Here is a 26,201-nt window from a genome sequence, read left to right as displayed (position 1 = left end):
TTGAAGGAAAAAACATGGCAGGAAACAGATCAGAAAAGAGATATTGGAAAGGAATGATACTGGCAGGGGCAGTACTGGCGGTGGTTGTGGTGCTGCTTTTGTCCGTGTTTGGCGTTTTTCGGGTACGGGAAGTGACCATTACCGGAAATGAATATTATACAAAAGAACAGGTGGCAGATTTTATTGTAGGAGAAGGACTGCAGCGGAATACACTGTATCTCTACATTCGTTACAATTACATGGAACATCCGGAGATCCCGTTTATTGATACCTTCGAAGTAAAGATCGATTCCCCCAGCAGTATTACGATCCGGGTTTATGAGAAAAACATTGTAGGGTATGTGCAGTATCTGGGAAAAAATGTGTATTTTGATAAAGATGGTATCGTGGTAGAAAGCTCTGACCAGGTCATGGATGGAGTCCCTATGATCAAAGGACTTTCATTTGACAGCCTTACCATGCATCAGGCGCTGACCGTAAAGGATCCGGAGATTTTCCAGACCATTTTGAGAATTACTCAACTGTTGGACAAGTATGATTTGAATCCGGATGAAATACGGTTTGGAAACGGTTCGGAGTTGTATTTGAAACTGGAAGATGTGACAGTGGCATTGGGAACAGGGGATTATTTGGATGAAAAAGTATCACGGCTGAAAAAACTGGAGGCAGATCTGGAAGGAAAATCGGGAACTTTGCATATGGAAAATTATACCGATGAGAGTACTCACATTTCATTGGAAGCATCCAAGTAAAAAAAAGAGAATTCATGCAAAAAAAATCAAATTTATGGTTGCTTATTTACATAAAAAAAGCTATGATATATTGTAAGATTGCGTGGGATACCGTGTTTGAAGGAGGATTTGACCTTGTTGGAAATCATGACGAATGAAATGGAATCTGCTGCGCGTATCATCGTTGTAGGTGTGGGCGGAGCAGGTAATAATGCTGTAAATAGAATGGTAGAGGAACAGATTGGCGGAGTCGAGTTTATTGGAGTCAATACGGACAAGCAGGCACTGAAGCTTTGCAAAGCTCCGACAGCGATTCAGATTGGTGATAAACTGACCAAAGGTCTGGGCGCTGGCGCAAAGCCTGAGATCGGCGAGAAGGCTGCAGAAGAGAGCATCGAAGAGCTGAAAGAGGCAATTCAGGGTGCAGATATGGTATTTGTTACCTGCGGTATGGGTGGCGGTACCGGTACCGGAGCAACCCCGGTACTTGCAAGAGCGGCAAAAGAGATGGGAATTCTGACAGTCGGCGTGGTAACGAAACCGTTTCGTTTTGAAGCAAAACAGCGTATGAATAACGCACTTATGGGTATAGAAAAGCTGAAAGAAGCAGTGGATACCCTGATTGTTATTCCGAATGACAAACTTTTGGAGATCGTAGATCGCAGAACTACTATGCCGGAAGCACTGAAAAAGGCAGATGAAGTACTGCAGCAGGCAGTACAGGGTATTACGGATCTGATTAATCTGCCGGCACTGATCAATCTGGATTTTGCAGATGTTCAGACGGTCATGACTGACAAGGGCATTGCTCATATTGGTATTGGTACCGCAAGAGGTGATGATAAGGCACTGGAGGCTGTAAAACAGGCAATTACCAGCCCGCTGCTTGAGACTACGATTGCAGGTGCAAGCCATGTTATCATCAATGTATCCGGTGATATTTCCCTGATTGATGCCAATGATGCGGCAAGCTACGTACAGGAGCAGGTAGGCGAGGATGCGAACGTTATCTTTGGAGCTATGTACGATGCAACCAACACAGATGAAGTCAGCATTACAGTCATTGCAACCGGTCTGCAGGAGAGTGGTACGAAATCCGTTCTTCCGGGATATCGTCCGGCAGCAGCACAGAAGCCGGCAGCAGGTACAGGGACCGTACCGACTGCAGCAGTAAAACAGAAAATGACCATGCAGCCGCTTCCTGGGCTGAAGAGCTTCAAGAAACCGGAGAGCACTGTGGAAGAGCAGGAGATCAAGATTCCGCAGTTCTTCCAGAAAAACAGATAAGTTTACGGAAAAGTTGTGAAAAACAGCGGACCGTCTATGGCAAGAATACGTGCTGTATCCCTTTCCATAGGCGGTTATTTTTATATGGAGGAAACAAACCATGAATGGAGTACCAATTACAGGACATACAGGATTGACCTGCCTTTTAGGCAGTCCGGTGGCACACAGCGTGTCTCCGGCCATGCATAATGAATCTTTCCGGTATCATGGGCTGGATTATGTATATCTGGCTTTTGATGTGCCTCCGGAAGAATTCGAAACGGCAGTGGACGGCCTGATTGTCATGAATGCAAGAGGATGGAACTGTACCATGCCGCACAAACGGAGCATGTTTGAGCGTGTGAATATTCGTTCCAAAGAAGCGGAACTCATTGGAGCCGTGAACACGGTGGTACAGGAGAATGGTGTGCTGACCGGATACAATACCGATGGAAAAGGTTATATGCGGGCGGTGGAAGATGCCGGATTTAACATTATCGGCAAGAAGATGACCATTCTGGGAACAGGGGGAGCGGCGGCTTCCATTATTGCCCAGGCGGCACTGGACGGGGTATCGGCCGTTGATGTCATCGCCAGAAAAGGTCATTCCTGGGGAGAGACGGAGAAAGTGGTGAATCGCGTCAATGCAGCAACTGACTGCAAAATTCAGATGTTTGAACTGGCAGACGAAGTACAGATGCGAAAGAGTATCGGAGAAAGTGGAATTCTGGTTAATGCTTCTTCTGTAGGTATGAGTCCTCATGAGGATGATTGTCTGGTTCCGGATCCGGGATTCCTTCATCCGGAGTTGATTGTATCAGATGTTATTTATAATCCCCGGAAGACCAAGCTCCTTTCCATGGCAGAGAGCGTGGGATGCCCGTTCTTTAACGGTATGTACATGCTGCTCTATCAGGGAGCCTATGCATTTACCCTGTGGACCGGCAAAGAAATGCCTATCGGTCTTGTGAAAGAAAAGTATTTTACCTAAATCATACCGGGAGGAACAACACATGAAACGAACATTTGGACTGGGGCCAAGCGGAACGGTTATGGGCGAGGGAAGGCCGAAGATCTGCGTGCCCATTGTAGCAGAGACGAAAGAAACTATCCGGGAAAAAGCGGAAGAGATCAGCAAACTTCCAGTGGAAGTAGTAGAATGGCGTGCGGATTTCTATGAGGAAATCTTTACAGAGGGAAAGCTGGAAGAGATTCTTGCCATGCTTCGACAAATTCTGAAATCCCAGGCAATTCTTTATACGTTCCGAAGCGCCGGGGAAGGCGGGCAGAGGACCATAGATAAGGAGACGTACTATCAGCTTAACGAACGGGCAGCAGCCTGTGGTTTTGCAGATCTGGTAGATGTGGAGGCTTTTATGGATGAAACCCGGACGGAAAACCATATTCGAAAACTGGAAGAACTGGGAGTACATACGATTGCATCCAATCATGATTTTGTGGCAACTCCGGCATCGGAGGAAATGCTGCGCCGTTTGAAACGTATGGAAGAGATGGGAGCGGCAGTGGCAAAGCTGGCTGTGATGCCGGGATGTCCGCAGGATGTTTTGAACCTCCTGCAGGTAACGCTGACTGCATCAGAAACGCTGGAAATTCCGGTGATTACCATGTCCATGGGAAAAACGGGAATCATAAGCCGGATCAGCGGGGGGGTGACCGGATCAGCCATTACCTTTGCAGCAGTGGGAGATATATCTGCACCGGGACAGATTCCGGTGGAAAAGATGAATGAATTTCTGAATATCCTGTCATAATTAGTCGCCGGATTTTCCGGCGGCTTTTCTTTGTCATTTTCTGGCGGTAATCCAGTCCATATCTTAACAGTAAACGACAAAATTTCAGAAGCCTTCCTCCTATAATGGTGGCAACCATAAGAAAGAGGGAAGCAAGTGTACTATGAAGTAGATGTGGATCTTCTGTTTCTGGAAAATCTGTGGATGAATATCATCCTGCTATTACTCACGGCATGGTGCTGCAGGCTGCCGGTCATATTCCGGCGGATTCTCCTGTCGGCTGTGTTAGGAAGTGGGGGAGCCTGCGTTATGACTGTATATTCTGCGGCTCTGAGCAGTGCTGCGTATTTCTTTTGCATGCTGGTGCTTTCTGCGGCTATGACAGCCATTGGACTGCCTGGGAAAAAAAGGTTTCTGCTGGCAGCGGTGGGGCTTTATCTGGAAGGATTTGCACTGGGCGGTATCTTACGATTCCTGAAAATGCTGGATCCTTTTGGCGGAACACACATTTGGCTGGCAGAAGGGATAAGTGCAGTGATATTGCTGATTCTGGAAGGATTTCTCAGAAGCCGAAGAAAGAAAGCCAGTCTTTCAAAGGAGACCATGCTGTACTGCGGTGTCAGGAGAATTCAGGTGCATGCCTGGTATGATACGGGAAATGGATTGTACGATCCGTTTAACGGAAAACCAGTCAGTATTCTGGAACAGAGCTGTATGGAACAGCTGCTGGCAGGCAGGGAACAGAAACGGATTCCACGGAAGATTCCTTACCGGACCATTGACCGGGAAGGAGTTCTGGATGTGTACATACTGGATGCCATGGAAATTGGCGGTCCGGAAGAACAGATTCGGATTGAACGGCCAGAGGTGGCCTGCATGCCGGAGAAGATCGGCTCCTGCCAGCTTCTGCTTCACAGAGACCTGCTCCCCTCGTAAGAGGAGGCAATATGATCATCAAAGTTACCATACCCAATCAGATTCAGTTGAAAGTAGCACCGAAACTCAGAAGCATGTTTTTTGCACAGAAAGGGGAAATCCATTATATAGGGGGCGCGGAGATCCTTCCGGCGCCGTTTAATGCAGAGGAAGAAAGCCGGGCGATTATGGGGTTGGAGACGGAGCAGGAAGCCCAGGCGAAAGCCTCACTCATTGAGCATAATCTTCGTCTGGTTGTCTACATTGCCAAAAAATTTGAGAATACCGGAGTGGGTGTGGAAGATCTGATTTCCATTGGAACGATCGGTCTTATTAAAGCCATCAATACCTTTAATAGAAATAAAAATATCAAGCTGGCTACCTATGCCTCCAGATGTATTGAAAATGAGATTCTTATGTATCTGCGCCGGAACAGCAAAATAAGGATGGAAGTGTCCATTGATGAACCGTTGAATGTGGACTGGGATGGCAATGAGCTTTTGCTATCAGATATTCTGGGAACAGATGCAGACATTATTTACCGCGATCTGGAAAATGAAGTAGAGCGGAAACTTCTGCGGAAAGCTTTGGAGAAACTGTCCGGAAGAGAAAAAAAGATTATTGAACTCCGTTTCGGATTGAACCAGCCGGCAGGACGGGAAATGACTCAGAAGGAAGTGGCAGACCTTATGGGAATTTCCCAGTCCTATATTTCAAGACTGGAGAAAAAGATCATCAGCCGTCTGAAAAAGGAAATTGTAAAATACGAGTAAAATGGATTATTTTAAATAACCGCGCATGGTTTTTAGGGCATTTTTTTCCAGACGGCTCACCTGGGCCTGGGAAATATGGATTTCTTCGGCAACTTCCATCTGAGTTCGGCCTTCAAAAAAGCGAAGATTGATAATATGGTGTTCCCTGGGGGTAAGCTTTTTCATAGCTTCCGTCAGGGAAAGATTCTGTACCCAGTTTTCTTCTTTATTTTTCTTGTCACTGATCTGATCCATCACATACAGAGTATCACCGCCTTCCGTGTAGACCGGATCATAAAGACTGATGGGACTTTGTATGGCATCCAGAGCGTAGACAATCTCTTCAGCAGGAATGTCAATGGCTTCGGCAATCTGCTGAATAGTGGGTTCCTGCGAGGATTCCCGGGAAAGCATCTCTCGCGTATAAATGGCTTTGTAGGCGATATCCCGGAGGGAGCGACTGACCCGGATGCTGTTATTATCCCGAAGATACCGCCGGATCTCACCTATGATCATGGGTACTGCATAAGTAGAAAAGCGCACATCCAGCGTGCAGTCAAAATTATCAATGGCCTTCATAAGCCCAATGCATCCGATTTGAAAAAGATCGTCCGCATTTTCGTTACTGGAGGAGAAGCGTCTGATAACGCTTAAGACCAGACGGAGATTTCCTTTGATGTACAGTTCACGGGCTTCTTTATCCCCTTTCTTAATTCGCTCAAATAAAAGTGTTTTTTCTTCATTGGTGAGAAGCGGAAGTCTTGATGTGTTGACTCCGCAGATTTCCACTTTATTCATAACCATGGGACCGCCTCCTGCAAGTTTCGGGTTTGTTAAAAAGGATTTCCCAAAACCATATGGTTATGCAAAAGAATTGGGTTAATGCCAGAATTTTCTTGGGGCGAGTATTTCTTCTATGCAGACTTCCACCAAAATGATATCGGGACCGATCTGACAGATTTTTTTCCATGGAATGACATATTCCTGATCTGGTCCCAGAAGTCCGCAGAGGCGAAAAGGTCCTGGCACCACGATGGCACAGATGCAGCCGTTTTTTGGATCCAGAACCAGGTCACTGACTCTTCCCAGCCGTTTGCAGTCGCAGCGGTTTATGACATCTTTTTCTTTTAATTCACAAAAATGCATGGAGATCAAAACCTTGTTTTTAGTGTCAGTTTATGCGCTGGCGTTCGTTGACATTCTCTTGGTTTCTGGTATATACTGGACGAAAGAAAAAAGGAGGGATTCTCACATGAAATGTCCGTTTTGCGGAAAAGATAACACCAGAGTCATTGACTCAAGACCTGCGGATGACGGAGATTCCATTCGACGCAGAAGAGAATGCGATGAATGCCACAAGCGGTTTACCACTTATGAAAAAGTGGAGACGATTCCCATGATTGTGATTAAGAAGGACAATAACCGGGAAACCTATGACCGTTCTAAGATAGAAGGCGGTGTATTTCGGGCCTGTCACAAGCGTCCCATTTCCACAGCCCAGATCGAAGCCATGGTGGATGACGTGGAGGCGTGCATTTTTAATAAAGAAGAGCGGGAGATTTCCAGTGAGAAGATTGGGGAGCTGGTCATGGAAAAATTAAAGGACCTGGATTCCGTTGCTTATGTGCGTTTTGCATCTGTTTACAGAGAATTCAAGGATGTAAACACGTTTATGGATGAATTAAAGAAGATTTTGGAATAGAATATGAAAAAAATTCTTATAAAATAGTTGAAATGATCGTGGAAGTATTATAAAATGAGTTAAAGTGAGGGGATTGTGCTATCCCCTTTGTAACATAAGGAGGACGAACATAATGATTTCAGCAGGAGATTTTAGAAATGGTGTTACCCTTGAGATCGAGGGCAACGTTTATCAGATTTTGGAGTTCCAGCATGTAAAACCGGGTAAAGGTGCTGCATTCGTAAGAACCAAGCTTAAGAATATCATCAACGGCGGTGTGGTTGAGAAGACTTTCCGTCCGACTGAGAAATTCCCGGCAGCACGTATTGACCGTGTAGACATGCAGTATCTGTACAGTGATGGAGATCTGTATCATTTCATGAACGTAGAGACTTTCGACCAGATCGCACTGAACAGCGATGATGTTGGAGATTCCCTGAAGTTCGTAAAAGAGAACGAGATGGTTAAGATCTGTTCTCATAACGGAAATGTATTTGCAGTAGAGGCTCCGCTGTTTGTAGAGCTTGAGATTATTGATACTGAGCCGGGATTCAAAGGTGATACTGCTACAGGTGCTACTAAACCTGCAACTGTAGAGACTGGAGCAGTTGTAAACGTACCGCTGTTCGTAGAGCAGGGCAACAAGATTAAGATTGACACCAGAACCGGTGAATATCTGTCCCGTGTATAAGGAAAACTGAGAAAGAATTTTCTGAAAGACCTGGATGAGAATCCGGGTCTTTTGACAGGAGGAAAAGAAAGTGAAAGAATACGGCGTAAACGAGCTCCGGAGAATGTTTCTGGATTTCTTCGAGAGCAAAGGCCATCTGAAAATGAAGAGCTTTTCACTCGTTCCGCATAACGATAAGAGCCTTCTTCTGATTAACTCTGGTATGGCACCTCTGAAGCCTTACTTTACAGGAGCAGAGATCCCGCCGAGACGACGGGTAACCACCTGCCAGAAATGTATCCGTACAGGTGATATCGAGAATGTAGGAAAGACCGCACGTCACGGTACCTTTTTTGAAATGCTTGGTAACTTTTCTTTTGGAGATTATTTTAAAGATGAAGCAATTCACTGGTCCTGGGAATTCCTGACTGAGGTGGTCGGACTGGATCCGCAGAGATTATATCCGTCTGTATATCTGGAGGATGATGAAGCATTTGACATCTGGAATAAAGAGATCGGTATTCCCAAAGACCGCATTTTCAAATTCGGCAAAGAAGATAACTTCTGGGAGCATGGCGCAGGCCCCTGCGGTCCCTGCTCTGAGATTTACTATGACCGTGGAGAAAAATACGGCTGCGGCAAACCGGGCTGTACCGTAGGATGTGACTGTGACCGTTACATGGAGATCTGGAACAACGTATTCACCCAGTTCGATAATGACGGACACAACAACTACACGGAGCTGGTACAGAAGAATATCGATACCGGTATGGGTCTGGAGCGTCTGGCAAGCGTTGTTCAGGACGTAGATTCCATTTTCGATGTAGATACGGTTCGTGCACTGAGAGATAAAGTATGTGAGTTTGCACACTGTGAATATCATAAGGATGATGTAAAAGACGTCTCTATCCGTCTGATTACCGATCATATCCGTTCCGCAACTTTCATGATTTCCGATGGTATCATGCCGAGCAATGAGGGACGCGGTTATGTACTCCGCCGTCTGATCCGCCGTGCAGCACGTCACGGACGTCTTCTTGGAATTGAAGGAAAATTCCTTGCAAAACTGTCTGAGACCGTGATTGAGGGATCTAAAGACGGATATCCGGAGCTGGAAGAAAAGAAAGAGTTCATTTTTAAAGTTCTGAATCAGGAAGAAGATAAGTTCAACAAGACCATCGACCAGGGACTTTCCATTCTGGCACAGCTGGAAGAGGAGATGAAGACAGCCGGTGAGAAGACTCTGTCTGGAGAGAATGCATTCAAATTATACGATACTTACGGATTCCCACTGGATCTGACAAAAGAGATCCTGGAGGAAAAAGGTTTCGCTATTGACGAAGACGGATTTAAAGCATGCATGGAAGAGCAGCGTACTAAGGCCCGTTCTGCCCGTGAGGTGACCAACTACATGGGAGCAGATGCGACCGTATATGATGAGATCGATGCAGCTGTTACCAGTGAATTCACCGGATATGACCGCCTGACTGACGAATCCAAAGTAACCGTTCTGACCACGGATGCGGAGATCGTGGAAGCACTGACTGACGGTCAGGTAGGAACCATCTTCACGGAGAAGACTCCGTTCTATGCTACCATGGGTGGTCAGGAAGGAGATAAAGGTATCATTACCTTTGGCGACGCGCAGTTCCAGGTAGAGGATACCATCAAACTGCTGGGTGGTAAGATCGGCCATGTAGGACGTATGACCAAAGGCATGATCAAGACCGGCGATGTGGTTACTCTGAAAGTAGACGCTGCAGGCCGTGCAGGCACTTCCAAGAACCACAGTGCAACTCATCTGCTGCAGAAAGCACTGAAGACTGTTCTGGGAAGCCATGTTGAGCAGAAAGGTTCCCTGGTAACTCCGGACAGACTTCGTTTTGACTTTGCTCACTTCCAGCCGATGACTGCTGAGGAGATTGCAGAGGTAGAGAAACTGGTCAATGAGAAGATTCAGGAAGCTCTTCCGGTAACGACTCAGGTTATGGACATCGAGGAAGCAAAAAAGAGCGGTGCAATGGCATTATTTGATGAGAAATACTCTGAGAAGGTACGTGTAGTATCCATGGGAGATTTCTCTAAAGAGCTGTGTGGTGGTACTCATGTAGCAAATACCAGTGCAATTACTGCATTTAAACTGGTATCCGAGTCCGGCATCGCAGCAGGTGTACGTCGTATTGAGGCACTGACCGGTGACGGCGTATTCAAATATTATAAAGAGCAGGAAGAAGAGCTTGCAAAAGCAGCAAAACTTCTGAAGACCGCTCCCCAGTCTGTATGTGAGAAGATCGAACATCTGTACAGCGAGATCAAATCCCTGCAGGCAGAGAATGATGCTTTGAAGAGCAAAGCTGCCAAAGATGCACTTGGCGATGTTATGAATCAGGTGCAGGAGATTAAAGGGGTCAAACTTCTGGCTGCGAAACTGGAAGGTGTGGATATGAATGGTCTGCGCGACTTAGGTGATCAGCTGAAAGAGAAGCTTGGCGAAGGTGTGGTTGTACTGGCATCTGTCAATGATGGTAAAGTAAACCTGATGGCAACCGCCACTGATGAGGCCCAGAAGAAAGGCGCTCATGCAGGCAACCTGATCAAAGCAATTGCCGCACTGGTAGGTGGCGGCGGTGGTGGACGTCCGGGTATGGCACAGGCAGGAGGAAAGAATCCGGCCGGTGTAGATGATGCCATTAAAGAGGCTGCAAAAGTAGTAGAAAGCCAGATTAAATAAAAAATGCAAAAAAACAGAAAAAACTGTTGACAAAACGGGATAAGGTGCATATAATTTTAGCAGTGCAATAAAATACCCAGACAGTTGTATTCTGCACAATACACAACTGGAGGGAGGTTAGGTGTGATACTATGTCAAATGTAATCGTTAAAGAGAACGAGACTTTGGATAGCGCATTGCGTCGTTTCAAAAGAAACTGTGCAAAGGCTGGAATCCAGCAGGAGATTCGTAAGAGAGAGCATTACGAGAAGCCGAGCGTAAAGCGTAAGAAAAAATCCGAAGCAGCTAGAAAGCGTAAATATAATTAAGGATTGTGCAGTGATGCCTTGACTGTAAAGTCAAGGCATTTCTTAGTTAATGCGCTGCCGGCAGAGAATTTCGTAATAGAGATTTTTATTTATAAAGCCAATCAAGAAAAGTACAGGAGCAAAAGAATGGGGGACTTTTTTACAGCGCTGACCAATAACAAAGTGTTGGTCTGCGGAATTTCAGGCTGGGCCATTGCCCAGGTGCTGAAAACAATGATTTATGCAATGCTCCACAGGGAGATCCGTTGGGAGCGCATGGTCGGGGATGGAGGTATGCCAAGTGCTCATTCGGCGACTGTCAGTGCCATGGCCACATCAGCAGGAATTCTTTATGGGTTTGGCGGCTTTGAGTTTGCGATTGCCTGCATGATGGCAATTATTGTCATGCATGATGCCATGGGCGTCCGTATGGAGACTGGAAAACAGGGCAAGATCCTAAATGAAATGATCGATTTTTTCCGTACCGAAGGATTCGTGGAAGCCTTTAAGAAAAACGATAAGATGTACGAGTTCTGGGAAGCAAGTCTGAAAGAATTTGTTGGACACACACCGCTGCAGGTTGCAGCAGGATGTATTTTGGGAATCTGTGTGGCCTGTCTGATGCTTATGTAATATAAATAGAAGATGACCGAAGCCGGAAAATCAAAAAGGTTTTCCGGCTTACTTTATGCATATTTTTCTGCTTTTTTACTACACATAGAGTAAAAGAACTATGAGGTGATACTCTGAAAATGTGGAAGCGGGCGGCAGCATATCTGATGATATTGCTTCTGGTATTAAAGCCTACAGCTGTATGGGCGGCGGAAGATCAGAAGCAGGAAGAGACGGAGGTACCGGAGGAAAGCCGGACACAGGAAGACCGGGAATTAAATCAGGTGGCGGCAGAGGTGTCGGCACCCCATGCGCTTTTGATGGAAGTTTCCACAGGAACGGTACTGATGGAAAAAGCAGCGGATGAGAAAGTCCATCCGGCCAGTGTGACGAAAATTATGACCCTTCTTCTCATTCTGGAAGCACTGGAGGATGGGAAAATTGCGCTGTCTGATATGGTGACGGTATCGGAACATGCGGCATCCATGGGTGGTTCTCAGGTATATCTGGAACCGTATGAAAAACAGACGGTTGAGACCCTTCTGAAATGTATTGCAGTAGCGAGCGCCAATGATGCATGCGTGGCCATGGCAGAGCATATCAGCGGCAGTGAGGGGGATTTTGTAAAACAAATGAATGCCCGGGCGGAAGAATTGGGCATGTCAAATTCCCATTTTGTTAACTGCTGCGGTTTGGATGCAGAGGAACATTTGACAACGGCCAGGGATGTGGCACTTATGTCCCGGGAGCTTTTACGAAATCACCCGCAGATTCACGAATATTGTACGATCTGGATGGAAAATATTACCCACCAGACAGCAAGAGGATCCTTTGAATTTGGATTGACTAACACCAATAAACTGATCCGGCAGTATGAATATGCGACCGGCCTGAAGACTGGTTATACCAGCGTGGCGGGATTCTGTGTGTCTGCCAGTGCCAAAAAAGAGAATATTGAGCTGGTTGCTGTGATTATGGGCGGTGCAGACAGCAAAAGCCGTTTTCAGGATGCGGTGACACTTTTGAACAGCGGGTTTGCCTGCTGCAGCCTTTATACGGATGAGAACAGGGTTGCTTTACCGAAAATCCCGGTAAAAGGAGGCGTAGAGGGACAGGTCGAACTTCAATATGCAGATGAATTTTCTTATGTATCTACAGATGGGAGCAATTTGTCCCAGGTGGAGCGGGTGCCGAAGCTTCCGGAAGAGGTAACGGCTCCGGTGGAGAAAGGTGACAGGATCGGCAGCATGGTCTATGTGCTGAACGGCAGAGAGATTGGTTCTACGGAACTTCTGGCGGCGGACACGGTGGAACGGGCTGCTTACGGAGACTACATAGGTCAGGTGTTCCGCATCTTTTTGTTGTAAACCAATTGCAGAACTGCCGGAATTTATGCTATGATAAACTTTATGGAAAAGAGAAGAAAACTGGAGACAGTACGATATACGATTAAAAGTGAAAAACTGCCCCGGAAAATGCGTCCTCTGAAACTGGTTATGCTGGCGGATCTCCATGACCGGTTATGGGGGGAGCATCAGCAGTTTCTGGCAGATAAAATAGAAAAATTGCAGGGAGACCTGGTGCTGTGTGCGGGAGATATGCTGATTGCGGAAAAACATGCAGCCATGGATCATGCGGTACAGCTTTTTGAAGAATTAAAGAAGCGAAAGATTCCGGTAATCTGTGGAAATGGGAATCATGAGTCACGTATGCGGCAATGCCCGGAAACATACGGAACGCAGTATGAAGTTTACAGCCGCAGACTGACAGAGTGCGGCGTGAAAATTCTGACAGATGAGTCCATGGATTTTTCCTGGGGAGGGCAGAAAATCCGAATTTATGGATATGAGCTTCCACTTTCTTTTTATAAAAAGTTTCGGCAGCCGCCTTTTGAAGGACAGGATCTGCGGGAAAAATTCGGAATACCTGATCCTGAAGTTTTTCATATTCTTCTGGCACACAACCCGGTTTATTTTGATACTTATGCAGCATGGGGGGCAGATCTGACACTTTCCGGACATCTGCATGGAGGCATTATAAGAATCCCGGGAATTGGAGGATTGATTACACCCCAGGCCCAGCTGTTCCCAAAATATGACAGAGGACTGATCTCCGTCAATGGAAAATATATGGTAGTCAGTGCGGGACTGGGAGAACATACAGTGCCCATCCGTATTTTTAATCCACCGCAGCTGATTTTGATTACCGTGGAAGGAAACGCATAGAAAATGGCATTGTCGGTAAAGATTGAGAGCTTTGAAGGTCCGCTGGATCTTCTGCTCCATCTCATAGATGTAAATAAATTCAATATTTTTGATATTCCCATTGTGGAGATTACAGCGCAGTATATGGAATATCTGAAAGCCATGGAGACGGAAGACTTAAATGTCATGAGTGAATTCCTTGTCATGGCGGCCACCCTTCTGGAGATCAAGGCGAAGATGCTGCTTCCGGCTGAAGTGGATGAGGAAGGCGAGGAGATTGATCCCAGAGAGGATCTGGTACAGAAACTGCTGGAATATAAGATGTACAAATATATGTCCTATGAGTTAAGAGACCGTTTGTCGATGTCGGGACATGCTCTTTATAAAGGTCCTACGATTCCGGAGGAAGTGGCAAAATACGAGCAGCCCGTGAATCTGGAAGAATTGGTAGGGGATCTGACATTAACCCGGCTGAATGCAATTTTTCAGGGACTCATGCGGCGCCAGACGGAGAAAATTGACCCGATTCGAAGCAAATTCGGGCGGATTGAGCAGGAAGAAGTCAGTCTGGATGAGAAGATGGTTTCTGTCAGGGAGTATGCAAGCCAACACAGCACCTTCCGTTTCTCTTCGCTTATGAAGGAACAGAAGGGAAAGATTCAGATGATTGTAACATTTCTTGCAATTTTGGAACTTATGAAGACAGGAGAGCTTCTGGTAGTACAGGAGCAGTTGTTTGACGATATGTTGATTACCTCACAAATTTGATGAGGCGGGAGGATACGGATTTGGAGCTGGAAAAGATCGAAGCGGCGGTGGAAGCCGTGTTATTTGCCATGGGAGATGCAGTAAGCGTGGACAAACTTGCCGCTGCCATTGGTCATGACACAGAGACGACAAGAAAGCTGGTGCATCAGATGATGGACCGTTATAATAGCCGGGAGGGCGGACTGGAGATCATTGAACTGGAGGATTCCTTTCAGCTCTGTACCCGGAAGGAATATTATGATACGTTGATTAAGGTGGCAAAACAGCCGAAAAAATATGTGCTGACGGATGTGCAGCTGGAAGTATTGTCTATTGTGGCATACAAGCAGCCGGTGACCCGTCAGGAGGTGGAGAAGATCCGAGGTGTGAATTCTGATCATGCCCTGAACCGTCTGGTGGAATATGGACTGGTAGGGGAAGCAGGACGTCTGGATGCACCTGGACGCCCGATTCTCTTTGGAACGACGGAAGAATTTCTGAGAAATTTTGGCGTACGTTCTACGGAGGAGCTGCCGTCTATTCAGCCGGATCTGATGGAAGAGATGAAGAGCGAGGCAGAGGAAGAAGTACAGTTGAAACTGAATCTTTGACAGTTAACTTCCAGGAAAGGTTCCGGCAAGCCATAAAGAAACAGTTTGGTGGAGCCGGAAGCGGAAATCAATAGAGGATACCTGTCCGGTGCTGACAATGGGGAAGAGATCCAGAACAGTGCCGTTGACATAGTAAATAACGGTTCCCACCAGCTGACCGGCCTGTACTGGGGCTTCCAGCGAAGAAGGGAGTAATACGTCCATGGTAAAGGAGTCCTGATCTGACAGAAGGAGCTCCTTTTTTTCTGTCTTTACAGAGAGAAATACCTGATCAGACTGTCCGTTGGTGACTGCGATGGGATCAGGCAGAAACAGATTGGTACCTACGGATTCGGGATGAAAGTAGGTGAGGCCGTAGTTCATCAGCTTTTGGGTGTCAGACCATTTCCAGGTGCGGTTGCTGGGCCAGCCGCAGGCCAATACGACTGCGATGAGCCGCCGCCCGTCCCGTTCCAGTGCGCCTGCATAGCAGTAACCGGCCCCGTTGGTGAAACCGGTCTTTCCTGTCAATGCGCCCTCCATCATATGAAGAAACGCATTTTTATTGTTGACGGTGAAATGACGGGTACCGGAGAGATCTGAAAAAGACCAGGAAGGCTCTCTGGTGATGGCAAGAAAATCTTCCCGTTCCATGCAGGCGCGCATAATGCGGGCGAGATCTTCGGCTGTGGTGGAATGCACGCCGGATTCATCCGAAGCATCAAGACCATTAGGGGTAATAAAGTAGGTGTGATAGCAGCCAAGATCCCGCGCTTTCTGGTTCATCATGGCGGCAAAAGCTTCTACGCTTCCGCCCACATGTTCCGCAATGGCCACAGCAGAGTCGTTGTGGGATTCCAGCATAAGAGAATAACATAGGTCTTTCAGCCGGTATTGCTCGCCTTCTCTTATGTGAAGCTTTACTTCCGGCATGGATGAAGCATAAGAAGAGATGGTAACTGTATTTTCCGGATTTGCATTTTCCAGGGTGATCAGAAGCGTCATGATTTTTGTAGTGCTGGCCATGGGAAGCTGTTCGGTTCCGTTTTTTTCAAAGAGAATCCGGCCGTTATTTGCGTCCATCAGTACAGCGGAGCGGGCATAGAGATGGTCCGGTGCTTCCGCAGCAAGAGAGGGAAGCGCACAGAGAAGTAAAAGACACAGAATAAGGAAAAAAAGTCGCCTTAACACGTTCATAAACAACTCTTAAAAATGGTTTTGGTGTAATGTATGAATTTGCCGGCCTGTCTCATACAACTTTCAGTAAAAATGTGAAAAACTTGTCAATTCTGGTTTGCATTTACAAAAATGTCTTGAAAAATCCCCGTCAAATTGTTACAATTATCCTCGGCAGAAATTGGTTTAACTATAAATATATGTGGAGGACGAAAAATGAGTAGTACAGCACAGAACTTGGCAAGCAGCAGAATTGCAGCACTGCTTGACGAGAACAGTTTTGTTGAAATCGGCGCTGCAGTAACTGCACGTGCTACCGATTTTAACATGAACAACACAGACACCCCTTCTGACGGAGTTATTACCGGCTACGGTGTCATCAACGACAGTCTCGTGTATGTATACAGTCAGGATGCTTCCGTTCTTGGAGGTTCCATGGGTGAAATGCATGCAAAGAAGATTAGCAGAATCTATGATATGGCTATGAAAATGGGCGCTCCGGTCATCGGTCTTGTTGACTGCGCAGGTTTAAGACTGCAGGAAGCATCTGATGCACTGAACGCTTTTGGAGAGCTTTATATGAAACAGGCACTGGCATCCGGTGTGGTTCCGCAGATTACAGCTGTATTCGGCAACTGCGGCGGCGGAATGGCAGTAGCATCTGCTATGTCTGATTTCACTTTCATGGAGTCTAAGAAAGCAAAATTATTTGTAAACGCTCCGAACGCACTGGCAGGCAATGATGGTTCCAAATGTGATACCGCATGTGCAAAATTCCAGAGCGAGGAAGTTGGTATCGTAGACGTTGTGGCAGAAGAAGCAGAACTCATTGCTCAGATCCGTGAGCTGGTATCCATGCTCCCGGCTAACAACGAGGATGATCTTTCCTATACTGACTGCGAAGATGATCTGAACAGAGTATGTGCAGATCTGGAGGCTTCCGCAGCAGATCCGGCAATTGCACTGCCGATGATCTCTGATGACGGAGTTTTCTTTGAAACCAAAGCAGAGTACGGAAAAGATATGGTTACCGGATTTATCAAACTGAACGGAACGACCGTTGGTGCAGTAGCAAACCGTTCCACTCTGTATGATGAGGACGGCAACGCAGTAGAGCAGTTTAACGCAGAGATGTCCGCAAGAGGATGTGAGAAGGCAGCTTCCTTCGTAAAATTCTGTGATGCATTCAATATCCCGGTGCTGACCCTGACCAATGCAGCAGGATTCAAAGCAACCAAATGTACCGAGAAAAAGATTGCAAAGGCAGCAGCAGCCCTGACCGCAGCATTCGCTGAGGCAGATGTACCGAAGGTAAACGTTGTAACCGGAAAAGCATTCGGAAGCGCTTATGTTACCATGAACAGCAAAGGTCTTGGTGCAGATATCGTTTACGCTTGGCCGAACGCTCAGATCGGTATGATGGATGCCAAGATGGCAGTCAAAGTAATGTATCCGGAAGCAGATGCAAAAGAGCTTCGTGAGAAAGCAGCTGCATATGCAGAGCTTCAGAACAGTGTAGCATCTGCTGCTAAGAGAGGATATGTAGATACCGTAATCGATGCTCAGGACACCAGAAAATATGTCATCGGCGCATTTGAAATGCTGTTTACCAAGAGAGAAGACAGACCGGGCAAAAAACACGGAACCGTTTAAGCGAGGTGAAGGCAAATGAGACAGAATTATAAAAAGACTCTTGCAGCAATGGTTCTTGGTGTATCTGTTCTCGGACTGACTGCTTGTGGCAGCACTGCAACAGTAGCAGATGAGATTACATACGATCAGTCCTATCTGCAGTCTGTGGCTGACTTCCTGGTAGCAAACTGGGACGGCATGACGGATGAGCAGATTGACAGTTATGCAACCATGGATGCAGAGGATGCACAGGATCTTCTGGATGGTTACAGCCTTCCTTTCACACCGGAAGCTTTTACTACCGCGTTTTCCGGTTATGAAGGAAATGAGGAAGAGCTGGGTGCTTACGTATCCACTGATGGATATGAAGTAAGCGTAGACAAGGATGAGATTACTCTGGTAACCCATCTGACCTATGAGAACCGTACCGCAGATCTTAGCATTGTATTTAATAAAAAGAGTGTTGCACAGAGTGTAACACTGGATCCCAATTACAGCCTTGGAGAGATTCTTGAAAAGGCACTGATGAATACGATCCTTGGTATGGGTACCGTATTCAGTGTATTGATTTTCATCAGTCTGATTATCTACTGCTTTAACTTCATTCCGGTAATCCAGAAGAAGTTCGGCAAAAAGAAAGAGGACGAAAAAGCAGCAGCTCCGGCTCCGGCAGCAGCTCCTGCAAAAGAAGCAGCACAGCCTGCAGCTGTTGAAGAAGAGACAGTTGATGAGGGCGAGCTGGTAGCAGCAATCACCGCAGCAATCTGTGCATACACTGGAAGCTCTTCCGATGGATTCGTTGTACGTTCCATCAGACGTGCGGATTCTGCAAAATGGAAAAGAGCTTAGTGGAATATAGGAGGAATTGAAAAATGAAGAATTATACTATTACCGTAAATGGCACTGTATATGAAGTAAGCGTAGAAGAGGGTGGCGCAGGAAGCGCTCCTGTACGTGCAGCAGCTCCGAAAGCAGCACCGAAGGCAGCTCCGGCACCGGCAGCAGCTCCGGCAGCACCGGCTGCAGCAGCTGGATCCGTTGAAGTAACTGCTTCCGTTCCGGGTAAAGTATTCAAGATTGAGGCTAATGCAGGTGCATCTGTAAAAGCTGGTGATCCGATCGTAATCCTGGAAGCTATGAAGATGGAGATCCCGGTAGTAGCTCCGGAAGATGGAACTGTTGCCAGCATCAATGTTGCAGTTGGCGATGCTGTAGAATCCGGTGACGTATTGGCTACTATGAACTAAGACAATAAATCATTGGAGGTTACAACATGAGCTACATTGCTGATACTTTAGGGAATCTCCTGCATCAGACAGCATTTTTCAACCTGACATGGGGCAATTATGTCATGATTCTGGTTGCGTGTGTGTTCCTTTATCTGGCTATTGCCAAAGAATTCGAGCCGCTTCTGCTGGTTCCGATTTCTTTTGGTATGCTGCTGGTAAATATTTATCCTGACATTATGCTTTCCTTTGAGGATTCTGCCAACGGAGTCGGCGGTCTTCTCTACTATTTCTACAAACTGGATGAGTGGGCAATTCTTCCGTCCTTGATTTTCATGGGCGTAGGTGCCATGACTGACTTCGGTCCGCTGATCGCTAACCCGAAGAGTTTCCTTCTGGGTGCAGCAGCACAGTTTGGTATTTTCGCAGCTTATCTGGGAGCTATGCTTCTTGGATTCTCTGATAAGGCAGCTGCAGCCATCTCCATCATTGGAGGTGCTGACGGTCCGACCTCTATCTTCCTGGCAGGTAAACTGCAGCAGACGGCGATCATGGGACCTATCGCAGTAGCGGCATATTCCTATATGTCTCTGGTGCCGGTTATCCAGCCGCCTATTATGAAATTCCTGACGACTGAGAAAGAGCGTAAGATCAAGATGGAGCAGCTTCGTCCGGTTTCCAAACTGGAAAAAATTCTGTTCCCGATCATCGTTACGATTATCATTTCCCTGATTCTGCCTACCACAGCTCCGCTGGTTGGTATGCTGATGCTGGGTAACCTGTTCCGTGAAAGCGGTGTTGTTCGTCAGCTGACTGACACTGCATCTAACGCTCTGATGTACATCGTTGTTATTCTCCTTGGTACTTCCGTAGGAGCTACCACCAGTGCAGAGGCATTCCTGAATGCTGATACACTGAAAATCGTTGCTCTTGGTCTGGTTGCATTTGCATTTGGTACCGCAGCAGGTGTTCTGTTCGGTAAACTGATGTGCAAGCTGACGGGAGGAAAGGTAAACCCGCTGATCGGTTCCGCAGGTGTATCTGCAGTACCGATGGCAGCACGTGTATCCCAGAAGGTTGGTGCTGAGGCAGACCCGACCAACTTCCTTCTGATGCACGCAATGGGACCGAACGTAGCAGGAGTTATCGGTACTGCAGTTGCTGCAGGTACCTTCATGGCTATCTTTGGAGTATTCTAAGCTGCTGACTGAAGTGAATATTATGTAGGAGGAATCATAAAATGACAGAAATCGCTAAAAAGCCGATTAAAATAACAGAGACTATTCTGCGTGATGCACATCAGTCTCTGATCGCTACCCGTATGAGCACTGAGCAGATGCTTCCGATCATCGAGAAACTGGATGATGTTGGATATCATTCTCTGGAGTGCTGGGGCGGAGCTACTTTCGATGCATCCTTACGTTTCCTGAAAGAGGATCCGTGGGAGAGACTTCGTAAAATCCGTGCAAGAGCAAAGAAAACCAAACTGCAGATGCTGTTCCGTGGACAGAATATCCTGGGATATCGTCCGTATGGTGATGATGTAGTAGAGTATTTCGTACAGAAATCTATTGCAAACGGAATTGATATTATCCGTATTTTTGACTGCCTGAACGACCTGCGTAACCTGCAGACCGCTGTTAAGGCAGCTAACAAAGAGGGAGGACATGCGCAGGTAGCTCTTTCCTATACTTTAGGAGATGCTTACACTCTGGAGTACTGGACTTCCATGGCAAAACAGATCGAAGAGATGGGTGCAAACTCCATCTGTATCAAGGATATGGCTGGTCTGCTTCTGCCCTACAAAGCAACTGAGCTTGTAAAAGCACTGAAAGAGACCGTTGATATTCCGATTCAGCTGCATACTCATTACACCTCCGGTGTTGCTTCCATGACTTATCTGAAAGCTGTTGAGGCTGGTGTAGATGTCATCGACTGTGCAATGTCTCCGTTTGCTCTGGGAACTTCCCAGCCGGCAACTGAGGTTATGGTTGAGACCTTCAAAGGAACTCCCTACGATACCGGTTATGATCAGAAGCTTCTGGCTGAGATTGCTGACTACTTCAGACCGATGCGTGATGAGGCTCTGGACAGCGGTCTGCTGAATCCGAAGAACCTTGGTGTTAACATTAAGACTCTTCTGTATCAGGTACCGGGTGGTATGCTTTCCAACCTGACTTCCCAGCTGAAAGAGCAGCATGCAGAAGACAAGTTCTACGACGTACTGGAAGAGGTTCCGCGTGTACGTAAAGACCTTGGTGAGTGCCCGCTGGTTACTCCGTCTTCTCAGATCGTTGGTACTCAGGCAGTATTCAATGTTATCATGGGTGAGCGTTACAAGATGGTAACCAAAGAGACCAAAGACGTTCTTTCCGGAAAGTACGGAAAGACTGTAAAACCGTTCAATCCGGAAGTACAGAAGAAGTGCATCGGAGATAGCGAGATCATTACCTGTCGTCCGGCAGACCTGATCGGCAACGAGCTGCCGAAGCTGGAAGCTGAGATGGAGAAATACAAACAGCAGGATGAGGATGTTCTGTCCTATGCACTGTTCCCGCAGGTTGCTACTGACTTCTTCAAATATAGAGAAGCACAGCAGACCAAAGTAGATGCAAACGTTGCAGATACTAAAAACGGAGCTTATCCGGTATAATTATTGAAACTGAAAGGTTCCGGCCCGCAGATTTTTTGCGGATCGGAACTTTTTTTGTTATGAAGACGGAGAAGAAACAGATGGATCAGTTTAATATTTTTCTAATTGGATTTATGGGAACTGGGAAAACGACCATTGCGAACTGTCTCAGCAGAAAACTGGACAGAAAAGTGGTGGAGATGGATCAGATCATTGCAGAACGTGCGGATATGAGTATTTCCGACATATTTAAAACATATGGAGAACAGCATTTTCGTGATCTGGAGACAGACCTTTTGGTGGAAATGCAGTCTGGTGTACCGGTGATCGTATCTTGCGGCGGAGGAACTCCTCTGAGAGAATGTAATGTGCGGGAAATGCGAAAAAATGGACGGATTGTACTTCTTACGGCAAAACCCGAGACAATTTTGGAGCGAGTAAAGAACAATCACGATCGACCATTGCTTGAGGACAATAAAAATGTTTCTTATATTAAGGAGCTATTGGAGCAGCGTCGTGAAAAGTATGAGGCTGCCGCAGATTTGATAATAGAAACAGATGAAAAAACAGCAGACCAGATTTGTGAAGAAATGTTGAGTCGTCTAAGGAAAGACATCTCAGAACATTGACAAACCTTCCTATAGATAGTAGAATCTCCTTGTATTTTAAGGAGATTCTTTTTTTATGGAAAAAATTGCGATTATCGGCGGCGGAGCCGCCGGAATGATGGCTTCCATTTTCGCGGCAAGACGGGGAGCGGAAGTACATGTGTATGAAAAAAATGAAAAGACCGGAAAGAAGCTGTATATCACAGGAAAGGGCCGGTGTAATCTGACCAATGCATGCGATATGGAAGAACTTCTGGAGAGCGTGAAGAGTAATAAGAAGTTTCTGTACAGCGCATTTTATGGATTTACCAATGAAAATGCCATGGATTTTTTTGAAAAAGAAGGGCTTAAATTAAAGGTAGAACGCGGAAATCGTGTATTCCCGCTGTCAGACCGTTCTGCAGATGTACTGGATACTTTGAGAAGATCCATGAAACAGGCAGGGGTCCGGATACATCTGAATGCGGAAGTAAAAAAAGTGCTTAAAAATGATACAGGATTTACTCTGCAGCTGGCGGACGGCACGAAAGATACCGCAGATAAAGTGATCGTTGCAACCGGAGGTATTTCTTATGAGAGTACCGGTTCTACAGGCGATGGTTATCGGTTTGCAGAAGAGTTTGGACTGAAGGTAACAGAATGCTGTCCGTCGCTGGTACCTTTTAATGTGCGGGAAGATTGGGTGAAGGAACTGCAGGGACTTTCATTGAAAAATGTCTCAATATTGATAAAAGACGGGAAAAAGAAACTTTTCAGTGACTTTGGAGAAATGATGTTTACTCATTTTGGAGTGACTGGACCGTTAATTCTGACAGCCAGCAGTGTCTGTGCCAGAAAAATCCGGGAGAAAGAGGTAAAGCTTTATCTGGATCTCAAACCAGCACTGACAAAGGAACAGCTGGATGCGAGAATTTTAAGAGAGTTTGACGCCAATGCCAACAAGCAGTTTCGAAATGTATTGCCGTCCTTCCTGCCGTCCAAACTCGTATCGGTCATGTATGAACTGTGCGGAATTGCACCGGAAAAGCGGATTCATGATATAACAAAGGAAGAAAGAGAGCGTTTTCTATCTTGTTTAAAAGAACTGGAATTGACCGTAACAGGCTTAAGAGGATATAATGAGGCTATCATTACAAAAGGCGGTGTGTCTGTGAAAGAGATTGATCCGTCCACCATGGAATCAAAAACGGTTCCGGGACTTTATTTTATCGGCGAGGTGCTGGATCTGGATGCGGTAACCGGTGGATTCAATCTGCAGATTGCCTGGTCTACGGCAGTAGCCGCAGCCAATGCTGCTACAGAATAAATGGGGGAAAGACAGATGAGTTATAATATTGCTATTGACGGACCGGCAGGAGCCGGAAAAAGCACCATTGCAAAACTGGTTGCAAAAAAGCGCGGATTTATTTATGTGGACACGGGCGCCATGTATCGTGCCATGGCATTGTATCTTCTGAGAACCGGAGTGGATACGTCTGATAGGGCTGCGATCGCAAAAGCCTGCCAGAATGCGGATATTTCCATTGCTTACCAGAAGGGGGAGCAGGTTGTCCTTTTAAATGGAGAGAATGTAAATGCCTACCTGAGAACCGAAGAGGTGGGAAATATGGCCTCCGTCTCCTCTGCGGTGCCGGAAGTCCGGAAGAAACTGGTAGAGTTGCAACAGGAGCTGGCAGCCAAAGAAGACGTGGTAATGGATGGTCGGGATATTGGAACCGTTGTGCTTCCCAAAGCGGATGTAAAAGTCTATCTGACCGCCAGTACCCATACCAGAGCCATGAGACGTTTTCTGGAACTGCAGGAAAAGGGACAGGTGGCAGATCTTGAGAAGATTGAGGCTGACATTGCAGACCGCGATTACCGGGATATGCACCGGGAGACTTCCCCCCTTCGTCAGGCGGAGGATGCTGTTTTAGTGGATTCTTCCGAGATGACCATTGAACAGGTGGTAGAAAGGATTCTTTCATTATGCAGGTAACAGTGGCAAAAAGTGCAGGATTCTGTTTCGGTGTACAGCGGGCGGTAGACACGGTCTATGAGCAGGTGGAAAAAGGAATTCGTCCAATTTATACCTATGGTCCCATTATTCATAATGAAGTGGTTGTGCAGGATCTGGAAGAAAGAGGAGTCCAGGTTCTGGAAGGAAAAGAAGATCTGGGGCAGCTGACGGAAGGAACCGTCATTATCCGGTCCCATGGTGTAGGGAAAGAAATTTATGATCTGATCAGTGCCAAAGGATTAAACTGTGTGGATGCTACCTGCCCCTTTGTGAAAAAAATCCATCGTACTGTGGAAAAAGAAAGTGCAGCAGGACGTCAGATTATTATTATTGGAAATGACAATCATCCGGAAGTAGAAGGAATTAAGGGATGGTGCCATCATCCGGCTCTGGTCATTGAATCCGCAGAGCAGGCAGAGGCACTCAATCTGCCGGAAGGAACGAAGGTCTGCATCGTGTCACAGACGACATTTAACTACAAGAAATTTAAAGATTTAGTTGAAATTCTTGACAAAAAGAGGTATGATAGGATTGTTGTAAATACAATTTGCAATGCGACGGAAGAGCGGCAGACAGAAGCGCGTCAGATTGCAGGTAAAGTAGATGCCATGATTGTGATTGGCGGCAGCCACAGTTCAAATACGCAGAAGTTATTTGAAATTTGTAGAAAAGAGTGTGAGAATACTTACTATATACAGACAGTTCATGACCTGGATTTAGAAGTATTACGATCTACTGGGCTCGTAGGTATTACAGCAGGGGCTTCCACCCCAAAGAAAATTATTGAGGAGGTTCAAAAACGATGTCAGAATTAAGTTTTGAACAGATGCTGGAAGATTCATTAAAAACTATCAGAACAGGAGAAGTCGTAGAGGGTACGGTCATTGATGTCAAAGAAGATGAGATCATCTTGAACATAGGATACAAATCCGACGGTATCGTATCCCGTAACGAGTATACTAACGTACCAAATGCTGATCTGAGAACTATGGTCAATGTTGGCGACAAGATGGAAGTGAAAGTGCTGAAAGTCAATGACGGAGAGGGTCAGGTTCAGCTTTCCTATAGAAGAGTTGCAGCTGAAAAAGGCAGCAAGAGACTTGAGGAAGCATTTGAAAATAAAGAAGTGCTGACTGCAAAGGTTTCTCAGGTACTGGATGGCGGTTTAAGCGTTGTTGTGGATGAGACCAGAATCTTTATCCCGGCAAGCCTTGTATCCGACACCTATGAGAAGAATCTTGCAAAATATGCAGATCAGGAGATTGAATTCGTAATCACAGAGTTCAATCCGAAGAGAAGAAGAATTATCGGTGACAGAAGACAGCTTCTCGTAGCTAAGAAAGCTGAGATGCAGAAAGAGCTGTTCGAGCGCATCCACGAGGGAGACGTTGTAGAAGGAACCGTTAAGAACATTACCGATTTCGGTGCATTTGTAGACCTTGGCGGAGCAGATGGTCTGCTTCATATTTCTGAGATGTCCTGGGGACGTGTTGAGCATCCGAAGAAGATGTTCAAAGTTGGCCAGAAACTCAATGTCCTGATCAAAGAGATCAGAGATACCAAGATTGCTTTAAGTCTGAAATTTGATGATACCAACCCGTGGCTGAATGCTGCTGAGAAATATGCAGTAGGCAACGAGGTAGAGGGAACGGTTGCTCGTATGACTGACTTTGGTGCATTCGTAGAGCTGGAGCCGGGTGTTGATGCACTGCTTCATGTATCTCAGATTTCCAGAGAGCATGTAGAGAAACCGTCTGATGTACTGAAGGTTGGACAGGTGATCAAAGCAAGAGTTGTAGATTTCAACGGTGAGGATCGCAAGATCAGCCTGAGCATGAAAGCTCTGGAAGCCCCGGTTGAAGAGGCAGCTGAGGAAGAGTAATTTGACTCTTCAGTAAATCATGAATAAAAAGAAGGGTATGCAGTTTGGCTGCATACCCTTTTTAGGTGCTGTGATTTCTAAAACTTAAAAACTTAATTTTCTTTTGTCT

At 46.3% G+C, this 26,201-nt stretch carries 27 protein-coding genes and 1 pseudogene; 25 read left to right on the top strand and 3 right to left on the bottom strand.

Features of this window, described 5'->3' with window-relative positions; genetic code table 11:
- The first annotated feature begins 14 nt into the window (after nucleotides 1–14).
- The 6 genes from ACZMB2_RS01505 to sigE all read left to right on the top strand — a co-directional run bounded on the left by ACZMB2_RS01505 (nucleotide 15) and on the right by sigE (nucleotide 5,436).
- Nucleotides 15–752, top strand: a complete 738-nt coding sequence (locus ACZMB2_RS01505; RefSeq protein ID WP_487595187.1) for a cell division protein FtsQ/DivIB — start codon at nucleotides 15–17, stop codon at nucleotides 750–752.
- Nucleotides 753–878: 126 nt separating this feature from the next.
- Entirely contained in the window at nucleotides 879–2,018 is a 1,140-nt protein-coding gene (gene ftsZ, locus ACZMB2_RS01500; RefSeq protein WP_487595297.1) for a cell division protein FtsZ, read from the top strand.
- Between the two features lie 100 nt (nucleotides 2,019–2,118).
- A complete protein-coding gene (locus ACZMB2_RS01495; protein WP_487595186.1) occupies nucleotides 2,119–2,988 on the top strand; it encodes a quinate/shikimate dehydrogenase in 870 nt (289 codons plus the stop codon).
- Between the two features lie 22 nt (nucleotides 2,989–3,010).
- On the top strand, nucleotides 3,011–3,769 hold the full coding sequence (aroD, locus tag ACZMB2_RS01490) for a type I 3-dehydroquinate dehydratase (protein ID WP_487595185.1): 759 nt from the start codon (nucleotides 3,011–3,013) through the stop codon (nucleotides 3,767–3,769).
- A gap of 135 nt (nucleotides 3,770–3,904) precedes the next feature.
- Nucleotides 3,905–4,684: a sigma-E processing peptidase SpoIIGA gene (locus tag ACZMB2_RS01485; RefSeq protein WP_487595184.1), complete on the top strand. Its 780-nt coding sequence runs from the start codon at nucleotides 3,905–3,907 to the stop codon at nucleotides 4,682–4,684.
- Nucleotides 4,685–4,695: 11 nt separating this feature from the next.
- On the top strand, nucleotides 4,696–5,436 hold the full coding sequence (gene sigE, locus ACZMB2_RS01480; protein WP_487595183.1) for an RNA polymerase sporulation sigma factor SigE: 741 nt from the start codon (nucleotides 4,696–4,698) through the stop codon (nucleotides 5,434–5,436).
- A 6-nt stretch (nucleotides 5,437–5,442) separates the two neighbouring features.
- On the opposite strand, the gene sigG is transcribed toward sigE, so the two are convergent.
- Complete coding sequence (gene sigG, locus ACZMB2_RS01475; protein ID WP_487595182.1) at nucleotides 5,443–6,219, bottom strand: RNA polymerase sporulation sigma factor SigG; 777 nt, start codon at nucleotides 6,217–6,219, stop codon at nucleotides 5,443–5,445.
- Nucleotides 6,220–6,294: 75 nt separating this feature from the next.
- Entirely contained in the window at nucleotides 6,295–6,561 is a 267-nt protein-coding gene (locus ACZMB2_RS01470; RefSeq protein WP_487595181.1) for a PRC-barrel domain-containing protein, read from the bottom strand.
- 106 nt (nucleotides 6,562–6,667) lie between these two features.
- Between ACZMB2_RS01470 and nrdR the strand changes: the two genes are divergently transcribed.
- From nrdR to scpB, 9 genes are all read left to right on the top strand, one after another.
- Nucleotides 6,668–7,117, top strand: a complete 450-nt coding sequence (gene nrdR, locus ACZMB2_RS01465) for a transcriptional regulator NrdR (protein ID WP_487595180.1) — start codon at nucleotides 6,668–6,670, stop codon at nucleotides 7,115–7,117.
- 112 nt (nucleotides 7,118–7,229) lie between these two features.
- Nucleotides 7,230–7,787 carry an elongation factor P gene (efp, locus tag ACZMB2_RS01460; protein ID WP_118769380.1) on the top strand — a complete coding sequence of 186 codons (558 nt, stop codon included), beginning with the start codon at nucleotides 7,230–7,232 and terminating at the stop codon, nucleotides 7,785–7,787.
- A gap of 70 nt (nucleotides 7,788–7,857) precedes the next feature.
- Complete coding sequence (gene alaS / locus ACZMB2_RS01455; protein ID WP_487595179.1) at nucleotides 7,858–10,497, top strand: alanine--tRNA ligase; 2,640 nt, start codon at nucleotides 7,858–7,860, stop codon at nucleotides 10,495–10,497.
- A 131-nt stretch (nucleotides 10,498–10,628) separates the two neighbouring features.
- Nucleotides 10,629–10,805, top strand: coding sequence for a 30S ribosomal protein S21 (gene rpsU / locus ACZMB2_RS01450; protein ID WP_021737899.1), 177 nt, complete (start codon nucleotides 10,629–10,631; stop codon nucleotides 10,803–10,805).
- 126 nt (nucleotides 10,806–10,931) lie between these two features.
- A complete protein-coding gene (locus ACZMB2_RS01445) occupies nucleotides 10,932–11,417 on the top strand; it encodes a divergent PAP2 family protein (protein WP_487595178.1) in 486 nt (161 codons plus the stop codon).
- 119 nt (nucleotides 11,418–11,536) lie between these two features.
- Complete coding sequence (locus tag ACZMB2_RS01440; RefSeq protein ID WP_487595177.1) at nucleotides 11,537–12,763, top strand: D-alanyl-D-alanine carboxypeptidase family protein; 1,227 nt, start codon at nucleotides 11,537–11,539, stop codon at nucleotides 12,761–12,763.
- Between the two features lie 42 nt (nucleotides 12,764–12,805).
- The gene (locus ACZMB2_RS01435; protein ID WP_487595176.1) at nucleotides 12,806–13,621 is read left to right on the top strand and encodes a metallophosphoesterase; all 816 of its coding nucleotides are present in this window, start codon (nucleotides 12,806–12,808) and stop codon (nucleotides 13,619–13,621) included.
- A gap of 3 nt (nucleotides 13,622–13,624) precedes the next feature.
- Nucleotides 13,625–14,368: a segregation and condensation protein A gene (locus tag ACZMB2_RS01430; protein WP_487595175.1), complete on the top strand. Its 744-nt coding sequence runs from the start codon at nucleotides 13,625–13,627 to the stop codon at nucleotides 14,366–14,368.
- Between the two features lie 20 nt (nucleotides 14,369–14,388).
- Nucleotides 14,389–14,958 (top strand): SMC-Scp complex subunit ScpB, encoded by a 570-nt coding sequence (scpB, locus tag ACZMB2_RS01425; protein WP_487595174.1) that lies wholly within the window; start codon nucleotides 14,389–14,391, stop codon nucleotides 14,956–14,958.
- Between the two features lie 3 nt (nucleotides 14,959–14,961).
- Here the strand turns inward: scpB and ACZMB2_RS01420 are convergent, their stop codons facing one another.
- Complete coding sequence (locus ACZMB2_RS01420; RefSeq protein WP_487595173.1) at nucleotides 14,962–16,134, bottom strand: D-alanyl-D-alanine carboxypeptidase family protein; 1,173 nt, start codon at nucleotides 16,132–16,134, stop codon at nucleotides 14,962–14,964.
- A gap of 195 nt (nucleotides 16,135–16,329) precedes the next feature.
- Here ACZMB2_RS01420 and ACZMB2_RS01415 point away from each other — a divergent pair, with 195 nt between their 5' ends.
- The 10 genes and pseudogenes from ACZMB2_RS01415 (at nucleotide 16,330) to rpsA (ending at nucleotide 26,092) form a co-directional block, all read left to right on the top strand.
- Entirely contained in the window at nucleotides 16,330–17,766 is a 1,437-nt protein-coding gene (locus ACZMB2_RS01415) for an acyl-CoA carboxylase subunit beta (RefSeq protein WP_487595172.1), read from the top strand.
- 15 nt (nucleotides 17,767–17,781) lie between these two features.
- Nucleotides 17,782–18,594: an OadG family transporter subunit gene (locus ACZMB2_RS01410; protein ID WP_487595171.1), complete on the top strand. Its 813-nt coding sequence runs from the start codon at nucleotides 17,782–17,784 to the stop codon at nucleotides 18,592–18,594.
- 23 nt (nucleotides 18,595–18,617) lie between these two features.
- Complete coding sequence (locus tag ACZMB2_RS01405) at nucleotides 18,618–18,992, top strand: biotin/lipoyl-binding carrier protein (protein WP_487595170.1); 375 nt, start codon at nucleotides 18,618–18,620, stop codon at nucleotides 18,990–18,992.
- Nucleotides 18,993–19,018: 26 nt separating this feature from the next.
- A complete protein-coding gene (locus tag ACZMB2_RS01400; RefSeq protein WP_487595169.1) occupies nucleotides 19,019–20,170 on the top strand; it encodes a sodium ion-translocating decarboxylase subunit beta in 1,152 nt (383 codons plus the stop codon).
- Nucleotides 20,171–20,211: 41 nt separating this feature from the next.
- Entirely contained in the window at nucleotides 20,212–21,624 is a 1,413-nt protein-coding gene (locus tag ACZMB2_RS01395; protein ID WP_487595168.1) for an oxaloacetate decarboxylase subunit alpha, read from the top strand.
- 59 nt (nucleotides 21,625–21,683) lie between these two features.
- Nucleotides 21,684–22,232 carry a shikimate kinase gene (locus ACZMB2_RS01390; protein WP_487595167.1) on the top strand — a complete coding sequence of 183 codons (549 nt, stop codon included), beginning with the start codon at nucleotides 21,684–21,686 and terminating at the stop codon, nucleotides 22,230–22,232.
- Nucleotides 22,233–22,287: 55 nt separating this feature from the next.
- On the top strand, nucleotides 22,288–23,517 hold the full coding sequence (locus ACZMB2_RS01385; protein ID WP_487595166.1) for a BaiN/RdsA family NAD(P)/FAD-dependent oxidoreductase: 1,230 nt from the start codon (nucleotides 22,288–22,290) through the stop codon (nucleotides 23,515–23,517).
- 15 nt (nucleotides 23,518–23,532) lie between these two features.
- Nucleotides 23,533–24,189, top strand: a complete 657-nt coding sequence (gene cmk / locus ACZMB2_RS01380; RefSeq protein WP_487595165.1) for a (d)CMP kinase — start codon at nucleotides 23,533–23,535, stop codon at nucleotides 24,187–24,189.
- Nucleotides 24,180–25,032: pseudogene (ispH, locus tag ACZMB2_RS01375) on the top strand (4-hydroxy-3-methylbut-2-enyl diphosphate reductase). The gene cmk and the pseudogene ispH overlap by 10 nt, the downstream one beginning before the upstream one ends.
- Complete coding sequence (rpsA, locus tag ACZMB2_RS01370) at nucleotides 25,013–26,092, top strand: 30S ribosomal protein S1 (protein ID WP_487595164.1); 1,080 nt, start codon at nucleotides 25,013–25,015, stop codon at nucleotides 26,090–26,092. The pseudogene ispH and the gene rpsA overlap by 20 nt, the downstream one beginning before the upstream one ends.
- The last annotated feature ends 109 nt before the right edge of the window (nucleotides 26,093–26,201 follow it).

It is taken from the genome of Hominiventricola sp., from assembly GCF_057604405.1.
The sequence above is the reverse complement of the archived record's forward strand: the minus strand, read 5'-3'. Positions and strand labels throughout refer to the sequence as shown.

What these genes read in the sequence shown, in the direction of transcription:
- ACZMB2_RS01505 (WP_487595187.1), top strand. Translation starts at nt 15, where the DNA reads ATGGCAGGAAACAGATCAGAAAAGAGATATTGGAAAGGAATGATACTG.
- ftsZ (WP_487595297.1), top strand. Translation starts at nt 879, where the DNA reads ATGACGAATGAAATGGAATCTGCTGCGCGTATCATCGTTGTAGGTGTG.
- ACZMB2_RS01495 (WP_487595186.1), top strand. Translation starts at nt 2,119, where the DNA reads ATGAATGGAGTACCAATTACAGGACATACAGGATTGACCTGCCTTTTA.
- aroD (WP_487595185.1), top strand. Translation starts at nt 3,011, where the DNA reads ATGAAACGAACATTTGGACTGGGGCCAAGCGGAACGGTTATGGGCGAG.
- sigE (WP_487595183.1), top strand. Translation starts at nt 4,696, where the DNA reads ATGATCATCAAAGTTACCATACCCAATCAGATTCAGTTGAAAGTAGCA.
- sigG (WP_487595182.1), bottom strand. Translation starts at nt 6,219, where the DNA reads ATGGTTATGAATAAAGTGGAAATCTGCGGAGTCAACACATCAAGACTT.
- ACZMB2_RS01470 (WP_487595181.1), bottom strand. Translation starts at nt 6,561, where the DNA reads ATGCATTTTTGTGAATTAAAAGAAAAAGATGTCATAAACCGCTGCGAC.
- nrdR (WP_487595180.1), top strand. Translation starts at nt 6,668, where the DNA reads ATGAAATGTCCGTTTTGCGGAAAAGATAACACCAGAGTCATTGACTCA.
- efp (WP_118769380.1), top strand. Translation starts at nt 7,230, where the DNA reads ATGATTTCAGCAGGAGATTTTAGAAATGGTGTTACCCTTGAGATCGAG.
- rpsU (WP_021737899.1), top strand. Translation starts at nt 10,629, where the DNA reads ATGTCAAATGTAATCGTTAAAGAGAACGAGACTTTGGATAGCGCATTG.
- ACZMB2_RS01445 (WP_487595178.1), top strand. Translation starts at nt 10,932, where the DNA reads ATGGGGGACTTTTTTACAGCGCTGACCAATAACAAAGTGTTGGTCTGC.
- ACZMB2_RS01440 (WP_487595177.1), top strand. Translation starts at nt 11,537, where the DNA reads ATGTGGAAGCGGGCGGCAGCATATCTGATGATATTGCTTCTGGTATTA.
- ACZMB2_RS01435 (WP_487595176.1), top strand. Translation starts at nt 12,806, where the DNA reads ATGGAAAAGAGAAGAAAACTGGAGACAGTACGATATACGATTAAAAGT.
- ACZMB2_RS01430 (WP_487595175.1), top strand. Translation starts at nt 13,625, where the DNA reads ATGGCATTGTCGGTAAAGATTGAGAGCTTTGAAGGTCCGCTGGATCTT.
- ACZMB2_RS01420 (WP_487595173.1), bottom strand. Translation starts at nt 16,134, where the DNA reads ATGAACGTGTTAAGGCGACTTTTTTTCCTTATTCTGTGTCTTTTACTT.
- ACZMB2_RS01415 (WP_487595172.1), top strand. Translation starts at nt 16,330, where the DNA reads ATGAGTAGTACAGCACAGAACTTGGCAAGCAGCAGAATTGCAGCACTG.
- ACZMB2_RS01410 (WP_487595171.1), top strand. Translation starts at nt 17,782, where the DNA reads ATGAGACAGAATTATAAAAAGACTCTTGCAGCAATGGTTCTTGGTGTA.
- ACZMB2_RS01405 (WP_487595170.1), top strand. Translation starts at nt 18,618, where the DNA reads ATGAAGAATTATACTATTACCGTAAATGGCACTGTATATGAAGTAAGC.
- ACZMB2_RS01400 (WP_487595169.1), top strand. Translation starts at nt 19,019, where the DNA reads ATGAGCTACATTGCTGATACTTTAGGGAATCTCCTGCATCAGACAGCA.
- ACZMB2_RS01395 (WP_487595168.1), top strand. Translation starts at nt 20,212, where the DNA reads ATGACAGAAATCGCTAAAAAGCCGATTAAAATAACAGAGACTATTCTG.
- ACZMB2_RS01390 (WP_487595167.1), top strand. Translation starts at nt 21,684, where the DNA reads ATGAAGACGGAGAAGAAACAGATGGATCAGTTTAATATTTTTCTAATT.
- ACZMB2_RS01385 (WP_487595166.1), top strand. Translation starts at nt 22,288, where the DNA reads ATGGAAAAAATTGCGATTATCGGCGGCGGAGCCGCCGGAATGATGGCT.
- cmk (WP_487595165.1), top strand. Translation starts at nt 23,533, where the DNA reads ATGAGTTATAATATTGCTATTGACGGACCGGCAGGAGCCGGAAAAAGC.
- rpsA (WP_487595164.1), top strand. Translation starts at nt 25,013, where the DNA reads ATGTCAGAATTAAGTTTTGAACAGATGCTGGAAGATTCATTAAAAACT.